Consider the following 12,015-nt stretch of genomic DNA (forward strand, 5'->3'; position numbering starts at 1 on the left):
AGTGACCCGGTGTCACTTGGCGCACTCTGCCTTGTCGGCGTTTGCTTGCTGAATGTCCGCCGGTACCTTTGCCGGTCCCGTGATGGGAACGCCCGCGCCCTCGAAGTCGGCGCCCAGCGTCAGCACCATCGCCTGGAGCCCCTCGGCGTCCGTGGTGCCCTTCTTCATGGCGGAGCCGGGCAGGCCCATCATGGCGGCCAGCGCGCGGGCCTGGTCCGCCTGGTTCGGCGCGTACTCCAGCGTCGTCTTGTCGATCTTCGCCGGGGCGTTGGCCTTGTTCGTGGACTTGAGCACGCCCTGGCTGTTCTGCAGCCAGTCGACGGTCTTCTGCGCGCCACCGGCGATCTTGCCGCCGTTGAACACATCGACACGTATATCGGCCGCGGCGGCCTTGGAGCCCTTGAGGAGTGCGTCCTGCTTGCTCTTCGCGGCCTTCTTCTGCGACTTCACCTCGGTCAGCGAGGTGTCCTTGCGCATCATGGCGAACAGCGGGTCGGCCTTGGCCGTGTCCAGCACGACCGTGGCCCTCACCTTCTCGGCCGGGTTGTCCTTCACCGGCACAGTGACGAAGGTGATGTTCTTCGTGTTGACCTTGCCGAGTTCCTGGGCCAGCGAGGTCAGCTTCGTCACCGAGCCGATGCCCCGGTCGACCGTGAGCGCCTTGGTCGCCGCGTCCGCCAGCTTGTACAGCTTGGTCGGGCTGGTCAGGGTGTCGTCCGACTGTATCTGCCGGATCATCGAGGCGATGAACTGCTGCTGGACCTTGATCCGGTCCAGGTCGCTCTCGTTGCCGAAGCTGTGCCGGGTCCGTACGAACGCCAGGGCGTCTTCTCCCTGTATCCGGTGCTCACCCTCCGACAGGTCCAGATGCGAGTCCTTGTCCTTGACCGGCTTGGCCAGACAGACCTTGACGCCGCCGACCGCGGTGGACAACTCCTTCACCGCGTTGAAGTCGACCATCATGAAGTGGTCGGGCTTCAGGCCGGTGATCTCCTCGACCGTTTGCATGGTGCAGCCCGGGTTGCGGCCGTCCTGGCCGAGGCTTTCGTTGAAGCGGACGTTCTGTGTCCCCGGAATGACCTTCTCCGAGCCGTCCGGCTGCTTGGCGGTGCAGTCCGGGATGTCGGTGATCATGTCGCGGGGGATGCTGAGCGCCGTCGCGTTGGTGCGGTCCTTGGAGACGTGGAAGAGGATGTTGGTGTCGGCGTGGCCCACGCTGCCCTTGTCGCCGTATCCCTCGTTGCCCTTACCGGTGCGCTTGTCGGTCCCGATGATCAATATGTTGACCGGGGCGTCGGCGTTGACGACGTTCTTGTTGCCGGCGCTGCCGACGTCAACGGTGTTCAGGTTGCCGTCGAAGTGCTGGTAGAGCGCGTATCCGCCCACCGACAGGCCGACCAGTACGAAGGCCATCGTGCCGCCCGTCCACAGCAACGCCTTCTTGCGGCGCGCCTTGGGGGCCTTGCGGCTGCGGCGGCCCGCCGTCTCGCCGTGACCGGAACCCGCCTGGCCGTGCGGGTCGTTGGCCGAACGGCGGCTGCGCTGTCCCGGAACCTCGCGGCGCGGGGCGGACCCGTGCCCGTCACGGGCCGGACGCTGCCGCTCGCCACTGCCGTCACGGGCCGTGCCTCTGCGCTCGCCGCCACCGTCACGGACAGGTCCTCTGCGATGGGGAATACGCGGACCGGACGACTGGGAAGTGCCGGCCGAATCCGCTCCGGAATTATTCAGTCGCAGTTCGTAATCGCCGGTGTGCGGGTTGAGAACCCACTGGTCTGCGGGGTCGATTTCATCCGCCCGCCCACGGCTTTGCGCATCCACGGTTTCTTGAGTCCTCCGTCGGTGCCACGCGAGGCGCCTCCCCCGATCAGGCGCTCGATCTTTCGCTCCAGAAGTGCGCGGCCTGGCGGCCGGAAGCACCGGATCGCGTCACACTATCGGCCCGGTTCGGCGTCGAGCGACGAGCGTGACAAATTCCACGGTCCTTACAACTGGTCATTCTGCTCATTACACGCCGATCACCGGCTTCTGCTTGGGAATTGCTTTACTGCTTGCACAGGTCGGCCGCCGCGTTGTTGCCCGAATAGGTCGGTGTGGGACTCGGTCCCGAAGCGTCCGGTGTATCGGTCGCGGCATTGTTTTTCCTGTTGTTCTTCTCGTCGTCACCCTTGAGCCGGTCCGCCGGGACCACGGCGACCGGAGTGTCCTCACGTAGCCGCTTGAAAAGACGTTTCGCGTCGGGCTGGACGAGTTCGTCCCGGTTCGGGTCGGCGGCGTACGGCTGCCGGGGCACGGTCAGGAACTGCACCTTGTCGGTCGGTACCTCGCGCAGGCCGCGCACCAGCTCGTACAGGTCCTTGAGGCTGTCCAGACCCGGGTCCGTGGTCAGCGTCTTGGTGGCCGCGTCCAGCACCGGGTAGAGACGGGTCGGATTGAGCAGGACGCCGTTGCTCTGCACCTTGTTCACCAGCGCGCCCAGGAACTGCTGCTGGCGGTCCATCCGTTCGGTGTCGCTGCCGTTGCCGATGGACTTGCGGGCCCGTACGTACCCCAGCGCCTGCTCACCGTTGAGCTTCTGGCGCCCGGCGGGGAGCTTCAGATGGGCGTCGGCGTCATCGACCGGCTTCTTGAGGCAGACCTCGACGCCGTGCACGGCGTCGACCATGTCCTTGAAGCCGTTGAAGTCGACGACCATCTGGTGGTCTATCCGGACGCCGGTCAACTTCTCGACCGTACGGGTCGTGCAGGCGGTGCCACCGAACTCGAAGGCCCAGTTGAACTGGGCGAATTGTTTCTTCGTGGCCGTACCGTCCGCTTTGTGGCAGACCGGGATCTCCACCATCAGATCGCGTGGCAGGGACATCGCTGTGACGCTCTTCCGGTCCGCGGCGAGGTGCAGCAGGATCGTGGTGTCCGAGCGCTGGCTGCCACCGTCGTCACGACCGTACTTGCGGTTGTCACCGGCCCGGCTGTCGGAGCCGATGAGCAGAATGTTCTCCGCGTCGTGCACCACGGAGGCGGGCCGCTCCCGCTCGTACACCTTCAGTTCGGCTGCCGCCGAGGTGTCGGTCCTGATGTTTCCGTCGAGCTTCCGGTACAGCCACCAGCCGACGCCCGCGGAGGCCAGGACCACGAACGAGACTCCGAGCGCGGTCCAGCGCGGCCAGTGGCGTCTGTGCCCGGCGAGGGGCTCCGGGGTGGCGTCGGAGCCGTCCCCGGCCTGGGACTTGCCCCCGCCTGCAGCCGAGTCGTCGGATTCGTCCGGCGGGCCGGCGCTTTCGCTCACGTCTGCGTCCATCCTTCACGTTCGGCGGCGCGCTGGGCCGCCGGTCGCAGGAGTAGACGGCTGAACCTCACGCTTGGTTGTGTCCCGAGTGGCCTGTACCGCCGATCATGTACCGGAGTTGAAGCGCAGCCCTGAGGGCTCGACCCGGTATGGGCCGGACGAGTGGTCCTCAGGGCGCTTGTCATACCGCGGTGTTGGTGACCCGTTCACTCTCGACGCGCTTCGCCAGACCGTCCTCGCCCAGCTGCCCCAGATGCCGGCACAGGACCACGGACCCCCCGGCCGCCAGCGGCGCGAACAGCCCCGCGCTCAGGCCTTCCCAGGTGTCGTACGTACGTCCCGTCAGCAGCCGGGACCCGGCGGTCAGGCCGAGAGCGTCCGCATCCTCGCGGGCCCGCGCCAACAGTTGCGCCGCCGTCAGCTCGACACCGCCCACCGCCAGCGCGGGGGCGTCCGGGTCCACGGGTGCGAACGGGGCGAACCGGTCGCCCTGGCTCGGCACCTCGACCGCGTAGTCCGCAAAACCCTCAGGTGCCTGCGGGAACCTGCCGCCCAGCGGGCGCAGCGCCAGGGCGACCCGCTCGCCGCGGCAGGCGTGCGCGGCCTCCAATGTGTCCGGGCCGCTGACGACGAGGTCGGCGCCGGCCGGGTCGCCCTGCACATCGGCGACCACGCCGACCGAGGAACAGGCGAGCAGCCAGACCGCGGACTGCCAGTGCGCGGGCAGCAGAAGGGCGAGCCGGTCGCCGGGTTCCGCGGCGAGGTCGCCCTGCAGAAGGTTGGCGGTCTTGGCCACCCAATTGGCGAAGGTGGCCACCGACAGTTCGACGCGTTCTCCGGTGGCGTCGTCGTAGAAAGTGACCAAGGGGCGGGCCGGGTCCGCGGCAAGCGCGGAACGCAGCAGGTCGGCGGGGGTGCGGTCGGTGGCGTTCATCCGCGCAAGGGTACGCGGCGGTGCCGGGCCGGGTGGGGTCGACGGGCGCCGGGTACACCGGTTCGGCAGACGGCCCGTCAATTGTGCGGAGACACCCCGGTAGCCGGAGTTGTCGGAATGTGCCCAGGATCGTTCGTATGCGTGCCTTCCTTGCATTCTCGATCGGTGTCACCTGTGCGGCCGTTCTCGTACTGCCGTTGGCCGTGCCCGCGGGCGCCGTCCCCGACACCCACACCGCCCCCGCCGAGCCCCCCGATGTGCCGGGCTCGACGCAGTCCCTGCCGCTGTCGCCGCTGCCGGCACCGTCCGGCCGGGCCACCGGCGAACCCACCCGGACCGCCGAACAGGGGCTGTCCGGGCACGAGGCCCGTCCCTTCTCCATGGTCGGCGTCGTCTGGGACGACGTGGACGCCGAGCTCCACGGCACCGTCCAGGTCCGCACCCGTGCCATCGGCACCACCCGCTGGTCGGACTGGCAGGACCTGGAGACGCACAACGCCGAGCACGCCGCGGACCCAGGGAGCGCCGAGCGCGAGTCCGGGACCGTCCGGGGCTCCACCGCACCGCTCTGGGTGGGCGCATCGGACGGCGTCGCGGTCCGCGTACGAGCGGAATCCACCGACCCGCAGGACCGGAATGCCCCCGCGGTACCGCTGCCCACCGGTCTGCGCCTCGAACTCGTCGACCCCGGTAAGGACCCGCAGCCGCTCCCCGCGGCGGGCCCCGAGGCCGGGGATACCGGCGACGACCGGACCACACCGCTCGACGGGCGCGTGCTCCCCGCCCTGAGCAAGGCGGAGACCGAGGCACGCAGCGAGGCGGAGGCCGGACTCGCGCCCGGCGCCCAGCCGTACATCGGACCCCGGCCGCGCATCATCACCCGCAAGGGCTGGGGAGCCGACGAGAAGCTCAGGGAGCGCGCCTTCGTGTACACCAAGAGCGTCAAGGCCGCGTTCATCCACCACAGCGCCACGGGCAACAACTACAAGTGCACCCAGGCGCCCTCCGTCCTGCGAGGCATCTACCGCTACCACGTCAAGAGCGGCGGCTGGCGCGACATCGGCTACAACTTCGCCGTCGACAAGTGCGGAAACATCTACGAAGGACGGGCCGGAGGCGTGACGAAGGCCGTCCTGGGCGCGCACACGCGCGGCTTCAACAGCAACAGCACAGGCATCGCGGTGCTCGGAACCTTCACCAGTTCGAACCCGCCCGCCGCCGCGGTGAACGCCATCGCGAAGCTCACCGCATGGAAGCTCGGCCTGTTCGGAGCCAACCCGCAGGGCAAGACCACACTCGTCTCGGGCGGCGGGAACAAGTTCAAGAAGGGAAAGAAGGTCAAACTCAACGTCATCTCCGGCCATCGGGACGGCTTCGCAACCGAATGTCCCGGAGCGCGTCTCTACAAGAAGCTCGGCTCGGCCCGGACCAGCTCCGCCCATCTGCAGGGCCGCTGAACGGCACACCGCGGAAGGCTGCTGCGGACCGCTGCGAGCTGCTGACCGGGGACGACCGGACCGGCTTGCATACACTGGCCAGCCGAAACCGGACCAGGCCCCACCAGGAAGCAGAGTCAGCGCTGTGACAGAGGCAAGAGAAGCGATCCTCCTGGTCGGCGGCAAGGGAACCAGGCTGCGCCCGCTCACGGTGCACACTCCCAAGCCCATGGTTCCGGCGGCGGGCGTCCCGTTCCTCACGCACCAGCTGGCGCGCGCCCGGGCCGCCGGGGTCGAGCACATCGTGCTCGCGACGTCCTATCTGGCGGAGGTCTTCGAACCGTACTTCGGCGACGGTTCGTCGCTCGGTCTCCACATCGAGTACGTCACCGAACGCGAACCGCTCGGCACCGGCGGAGCGATACGCAACGTCGCGTCCCGGCTCACGGCAGGCCCCGACGAACCGGTGCTCATCTTCAACGGCGACATCCTCACCGGCCTCGACATCCGGACGCTGGTCGCCTCGCACACCACATCCGGAGCGGATGTCTCCCTCCACCTCACCCGGGTCGAGGACCCGCGCGCCTTCGGTCTCGTACCGACGGACGACACCGGCAGGGTCACCGCGTTCCTGGAGAAGCCCCAGACACCCGAGGAGATGGTCACCGACCAGATCAACGCGGGGGCGTACATCTTCCGTCGGTCGGTCATCGACACCATCCCGGCCGGCCGGCCGGTCTCCGTCGAGCGCGAGACCTTCCCCGGACTGCTCGCCTCCGGCGCACACCTCCAGGGCATGGTCGACTCCACGTACTGGCTGGACCTCGGCACCCCGCAGGCCTTCGTACGCGGCTCCGCCGACCTGGTCCTGGGCCGCGCACCATCCCCGGCCGTCCCCGGCCGGTGCGGCGACCAGCTCGTCCTGCCGACGGCCTCCGTCGCCACCGACGCGAAACTCAGCGGCGGTACGGTCATCGGCGAGGGCGCCCTGATCGGCGAAGGAGCCCGGATCGACGGGTCCGCGGTCCTGGCCGGCGCGGTCGTCGAACCGGGGGCAGTGATCACGGACTCGCTGGTCGGAGCCGGTGCCAGGATCGGCAGCCGTACGGTGCTGACCGGCGCGGTCATCGGGGACGGAGCCCGGGTCGGCGCCGACAACGAACTGCGCGACGGCATCCGCATCTGGTGCGGGGCGGTCTTGCCGGACGCCGCGGTGCGTTTCTCGTCGGACGAATAACCGGCCACCCGCCACTGCGCTTACCCTCGACAGGCACCCCGACGACCGAGGACCTCACCGTGGCAGGACGATTCGCACCCCGCAGTGCCCCTCGCGCGGCAGTCCCCCACCAGGCGGCGGCTCCGGCGACGGACGCGCTGACCCGCGACTGGACCCCGCCCGGCCCGCTCGACCTGCGCCTGGTCCTCGGCCCGCTGCGCCGCGGCCCCGCCGACCCCACCTTCCGGATGACCCGGGACGGCGCCGTCTGGCGGGCCGGCCGCACACCCGCGGGCCCCGGAACCCTCCGCGTCACGGCCCGGGACGGCCGGATCGAGGCGGCGGCCTGGGGACCGGGCGCACCCTGGCTGCTGGACGGGCTCCCGACGCTGCTCGGCGCGACGGACGACCCGGACGCCTTCCGCCCGCGCCACCGGCTGCTCGCCCTGACCCGGCACCGCCGCCCCGGCCTGCGCCTGCTGCGCACCGGCCTGGTCATGGAGTCCCTGATCCCGTCGATCCTCGAACAGAAGGTCACCACGGACGAGGCCTACCGCGCCTGGCGCTACCTGGTCCGCAAGCACGGCACCCCGGCGCCCGGTCCCACGGACCACGCCGCGTTCACCACCCTCGGCCTGCACGTCATGCCGGACGCCCGCACCTGGTCCCTGATCCCGTCCTGGGAATGGCACCGCGCAGGCGTCGACGCCAAACGCTCGGCCACGATCCTGCGCGCGGTACGCGTGGCCCGCCGCCTGGAGGAGGCGGCTGCCATGGAGCTCCCGGAGGCCATGGCCCGCCTGGAACTGATCCCCGGCATCGGCCCCTGGACCTCGGCCGAGACCCTCCAACGGTCAAACGGCGCGGCGGACGCGGTCACGGTCGGCGATCTCCACCTCCCCGGCATCGTCGGCCACGCCCTGGCAGGCAACAGAAACGCCGACGACGAAGAAATGCTGGCCCTCCTCACCCCCTACGAGGGCCAACGCCACCGAGCCACCCGCCTCATCCTCCTGTCGGGCCACACCCCACCCCGCCGGGCCCCTCGAATGACCCGGGGCGACATCGCGCGCCTGTAACGGCACGGACCGGGCCCCGGGGCAGAGCCCCGGTTCATGGAAGCGGCGGGCAGAAGAAGCATCCACCCCCACCACCTCACCGCACCGCGACGAACCCCTCCGCATCCCGCCCCGCCCGAGCCACGGGCCGGGCCGCCGCCCGCCCCACCGCGACCGCCCCCAACGGATCCCACGACCCCGGCAGGTCCAGCACCTCACGCACCACATCGCGGCAGAACATCGTCGACGACACCCACGCCGAGCCGAGCCGCTCGCCCGCCAGCGCCACCAGGAAGTTCTGGATACCCGCACCCGCGGCGACCACGAACATCTCGCGCTCCGCGGTGTCCCGCCGCTCGTCCCCGTACGTGTGGGAGCCGTCCATCACCAGACACGGCACCACCAGGTACGGCGCCCGGCGCAGCACATCGCCCCGCCGCACCCGCTTCGCGATCGACTCCTCGTTCCGGCCGTCCCGGCGAAGATCCGCGATCCAGGCGTCCCGCATCGCGTCGAGAAGCCGGGTCCGCGACTCCTCGGACTCCAGCAGGACGAACCGCCACGGCGTCGTGTGATGCGGCGCCGGCGCCGTCACCGCCGCGGCCACGGCCCGCCGCACCGCCCCAGGGTCCACCGGATCGTCGGTGAACTCGCGCACCGTACGCCGCAGGGTCACCGCTTCCCGTACCGCTTCCGACGTACCGAGCCGGAACATGTCGTCGGCCGCGACCCGCACCATCGCCCGGGCACCGCCCGCGGAATCCGTCGGGTCCACGACATGACCGAGCCCTCGCACCACGGCGACGGGCAGCCCCGAGGCCTTGCCCTTGACCAGATCACCGGCCGAGGCCAGCTCATCGGCGGTGGCGACCACGGTCGCGCTCAGCGGATTGCCGTACGCGTCCGTACCGCCGCGCAGATCGTCCAGCACCAGGACCCCGGCCGCCCCGATCGCGACATCGGTCAGCCCGTTGCGCCACGGGCGCCCGAAAGTGTCCGTGACGACGACCCCGACCTCGACGCCGAGGGTGTCCCGCAGCCCGTCCCGGATGGCGCGCGCCGAAGCGTCCGGGTCCTCGGGCAGCAACAGCACCGTTCCGGCGGGGGTGTTCGAGGCATCGACCCCGGCCGCGGCCATGACGAGACCCTGCCGGTTCTCGACGATCCGCAGCGTGCCGCGCCGCGCCACCACCCGTACCGTCTCTGCGTCGATCGCCGCCTCCCGGTCGGTGGCCTCGACGATCCGGCCCTCCGCCTTGGAGACGATCTTCGAGGTGACCAGCAGGACATCGCCGTCGGCCAGCCCCGGCTCGGTGGCGGCGATCAGCTTCGCCAGATCGTCCCCGGCCTGCACCTCGGGCATCCCGGGCAGCGCCCAGACCCGGTAGGACGGCACCGGGGAAGAACCGGAGGACTCGGCGCTCATGCCCGTACCTCCTCGGCCAGCACCAACGCCTGCCGGGCCATCTCCGCCGTCGCGTCGACATCGGTCATCATCAGCGGCACGGACCGGCAGCGGATGCCCGCGGCCTCCACCGCGGCGACCGCCCCGGCGTCCACCGTGTCGACGAGCCACCCGTCGAGCAGCCCGGAACCGTAGTGCGTGGCCACGGCCGAAGCCGTCGACTCGACGCCCACCGCGGCGAGCACCTTGTCCGCCATACCGCGCACGGGCGCGTCCCCGACGATGGGGGAGAGGCCGACGACCGGCACCCCGGCGTCGGCGATCGCCTCCCGGATGCCGGGCACGGCAAGAATCGTCCCCACCGACACCACGGGGTTGGACGGCGGGAAGAGGATGACATCGGCGTCGGCGATGGCCTCCAGCACGCCCGGCGCCGGCTTGGCCTGCTCGGCGCCGACCGGCACGACCGCCTGCGCCTCGACCGAGGCGCGCAGCTTCACCCAGTACTCCTGGAAGTGGATCGCCCTGCGCTCGCCGTCCATGTCGACCGCCACATGCGTCTCGACCCGGTCGTCGGACATCGGCAGCAGCCGGACCCCCGGCTTCCAGCGTGCACAGAGCGCCTCGGTGACGGCGCTCAGCGGATAGCCCGCGCCCAGCATCTGCGTACGGACGATATGCGTCGCGAAGTCGCGGTCGCCGAGCCCGAACCATTCGGGCCCCACGCCATAGGCCGCGAGCTCCTCCTTGACCTGGAAGCTCTCGTCCGTACGCCCCCAGCCCTGCTCCTCGTTGATGCCACCGCCGAGGGTGTACATCACGGTGTCGAGGTCGGGGCAGACCTTCAGCCCGAACAGATGGATGTCGTCACCGGTGTTGCCGATCACCGTGATGTCCGCGTCGGGTGCGGCCTGCTTGAGGCCACGCAGAAAACGAGCACCACCGATACCGCCGGCCAGAACCACAATGCGCATGTACAGCAGTTTGTCAGGCGGGTACGACATCCATGGCCGCCGGGGCGCATTGCGCCGCGTGCATCGGCATCTCGGTCAGACCCGGGTAGTAGATGTGCAGACTGACCGCCGGTTCGAGAGAGTCGTTGACCACTTCGTGCACATAGCCGGGCGCGAAGACGCGCTGCGCGCCCGAGTCCAGCGTCCGCGTCCCGCGCTCGGTCTGCTCGGTCAACCGACCGTCCAGGACCGTCAGTACGCCGGAGGACGGACCGTGGTCGTGGCGCCCGCTGCCCTGGCCGGGCACCCAGCTGAGCAGCCAGACCTCGTAACCAAGCGGGGTCTCCCCTGCTCGAGCGGAGCCGAGAGCTTGGGGAACTGTGCGCAGCCGGTGGTACCAGCGGGTAGTGGTGTCGTACCGGACGAGCGGTGCCCACTGCGCGCGGTCGGCGGCGATGCTGCGGGCGAGTCCGACGAACTCGGCCACGGTGGAGGGGTGCTCGGGGGCCGGCTGGAGGAGGTGCTGGACCTCGAGGATGTCGCCGGCGATCTGAAGGTCGCTGTCGCTGTTCATGGAAGCGGTGGTTCCTCGGCATGGGGGTGCATGTGCGGGGTGTCTCGGAGACCGGAGAGCCGCGCAGGTGCAGAGAGGAAGCTCTACGGGGACGCTCTGCGAGAAGCTCTGCAAAGGAGGGGCTGGATCAGAGCCGGTGCCCTACGGCATCAACAGCTGTGACAGCTGGAACAGCAACAGCGCGCCTGGACAGCGGTGCGGAACCCACGGACGTGGGTGGCGTACATCGCTGCGGTCGCTGGCATGCAGTCAAGGAGACCGGCTCGGCCCTCTGCTGTCAACCCGATGCCCGATTTGGGGGTAATGTTTCACCTCATCCGGTTACTGCGGGCAGGGAAAGGTTTGTGCACCCGTCGCGGCGGAGATGTGGCGCATCAACCGTGTCCTCAAACGTCATTGAGGCCTCGTGACCCGACTGTGATCTTGATCGCTTCGGTGATCGAATCGAAACATGAGGGTGGCTCCGATCGTCTCACTCGGTGAGAGGGGGGTGCGGTGAGCCCCGTGGCATATGTCAGGTTTTTGGTGATTTGCACACTTTCCGCATACCCTTGGTTCCGCAGAGTGAATACCGGGGCCAATAGCAGATCTTCGCTTGACTGGCCTGGAGCTACACACTTGTAATTTCACTCGTGTCGTTCGGCCGCAATCAGTAACGGCTGCATCACGGGGACGCAAGAGACAGACGAGGGGCGCACATGACCGAGCTGTTCCAGCAACTGCTGGTCGAGGACGCGGACGAGGAACTCGGCTGGCAGGAGCGCGCGCTGTGCGCCCAGACCGATCCCGAGTCCTTCTTCCCCGAGAAGGGCGGATCCACCCGCGAGGCCAAGAAGGTCTGTCTCGCCTGTGAAGTCCGGTCCGAATGCCTTGAGTACGCGCTTTCCAATGATGAACGGTTCGGAATCTGGGGCGGCCTTTCGGAACGTGAACGGCGCCGCCTGAAGAAGGCCGCCGTCTGACCGCGGACCACCGGAACAACAGAACACCGCTTACGAAGCGCGCACCGGCCGCCCACCGGGCCGCGACCGATCATGGCCCGTTGCCTGCCCCCCCCCGCAGGCGACGGGCCATCACTGTGCCCGCCGCTCCACCACCGCCCCGTCACGGCCCTCGTTCAACCGCTCGGCGGCACCGCGGTTATCCGTACCGT

The 12,015-nt window shown here is 69.5% G+C and carries 10 protein-coding genes; 4 read left to right on the forward strand and 6 right to left on the reverse strand.

Annotated elements, in window-relative coordinates:
* Positions 1-12 precede the first annotated feature (12 nt).
* The 3 genes from NRF20_RS27755 to NRF20_RS27765 all read right to left on the reverse strand — a co-directional run bounded on the left by NRF20_RS27755 (position 13) and on the right by NRF20_RS27765 (position 4,220).
* Positions 13-1,821, reverse strand: a complete 1,809-nt coding sequence (locus NRF20_RS27755; protein WP_413753472.1) for an LCP family protein — start codon at positions 1,819-1,821, stop codon at positions 13-15.
* A gap of 223 nt (positions 1,822-2,044) precedes the next feature.
* On the reverse strand, positions 2,045-3,286 hold the full coding sequence (locus NRF20_RS27760; RefSeq protein WP_398630919.1) for an LCP family protein: 1,242 nt from the start codon (positions 3,284-3,286) through the stop codon (positions 2,045-2,047).
* A 181-nt stretch (positions 3,287-3,467) separates the two neighbouring features.
* Positions 3,468-4,220, reverse strand: a complete 753-nt coding sequence (locus NRF20_RS27765; RefSeq protein WP_398630918.1) for a TIGR03089 family protein — start codon at positions 4,218-4,220, stop codon at positions 3,468-3,470.
* Positions 4,221-4,357: 137 nt separating this feature from the next.
* Here NRF20_RS27765 and NRF20_RS27770 point away from each other — a divergent pair, with 137 nt between their 5' ends.
* The 3 genes from NRF20_RS27770 (at position 4,358) to NRF20_RS27780 (ending at position 7,951) form a co-directional block, all read left to right on the forward strand.
* Positions 4,358-5,677 carry a peptidoglycan recognition protein gene (locus NRF20_RS27770; RefSeq protein ID WP_398630917.1) on the forward strand — a complete coding sequence of 440 codons (1,320 nt, stop codon included), beginning with the start codon at positions 4,358-4,360 and terminating at the stop codon, positions 5,675-5,677.
* 124 nt (positions 5,678-5,801) lie between these two features.
* Positions 5,802-6,893 (forward strand): nucleotidyltransferase family protein, encoded by a 1,092-nt coding sequence (locus NRF20_RS27775; RefSeq protein ID WP_266361103.1) that lies wholly within the window; start codon positions 5,802-5,804, stop codon positions 6,891-6,893.
* A gap of 59 nt (positions 6,894-6,952) precedes the next feature.
* Positions 6,953-7,951 carry a DNA-3-methyladenine glycosylase family protein gene (locus NRF20_RS27780; RefSeq protein ID WP_398630916.1) on the forward strand — a complete coding sequence of 333 codons (999 nt, stop codon included), beginning with the start codon at positions 6,953-6,955 and terminating at the stop codon, positions 7,949-7,951.
* Positions 7,952-8,027: 76 nt separating this feature from the next.
* On the opposite strand, the gene NRF20_RS27785 is transcribed toward NRF20_RS27780, so the two are convergent.
* The 3 genes from NRF20_RS27785 to NRF20_RS27795 are packed head-to-tail and all read right to left on the reverse strand — an operon-like array spanning position 8,028 to position 10,862.
* A complete protein-coding gene (locus tag NRF20_RS27785; RefSeq protein ID WP_413753473.1) occupies positions 8,028-9,356 on the reverse strand; it encodes a coenzyme F420-0:L-glutamate ligase in 1,329 nt (442 codons plus the stop codon).
* Entirely contained in the window at positions 9,353-10,309 is a 957-nt protein-coding gene (gene cofD, locus NRF20_RS27790) for a 2-phospho-L-lactate transferase (protein ID WP_413753474.1), read from the reverse strand. The genes NRF20_RS27785 and cofD overlap by 4 nt, the downstream gene beginning before the upstream one ends.
* A gap of 13 nt (positions 10,310-10,322) precedes the next feature.
* Entirely contained in the window at positions 10,323-10,862 is a 540-nt protein-coding gene (locus tag NRF20_RS27795; protein WP_398630913.1) for a cysteine dioxygenase, read from the reverse strand.
* 698 nt (positions 10,863-11,560) lie between these two features.
* Here NRF20_RS27795 and NRF20_RS27800 point away from each other — a divergent pair.
* The gene (locus tag NRF20_RS27800; protein WP_030927001.1) at positions 11,561-11,824 is read left to right on the forward strand and encodes a WhiB family transcriptional regulator; all 264 of its coding nucleotides are present in this window, start codon (positions 11,561-11,563) and stop codon (positions 11,822-11,824) included.
* Positions 11,825-12,015 lie beyond the last annotated feature (191 nt).

The organism is Streptomyces sp. R-74717, from assembly GCF_047305335.1.
Taxonomy (GTDB): domain Bacteria; phylum Actinomycetota; class Actinomycetes; order Streptomycetales; family Streptomycetaceae; genus Streptomyces; species Streptomyces atratus.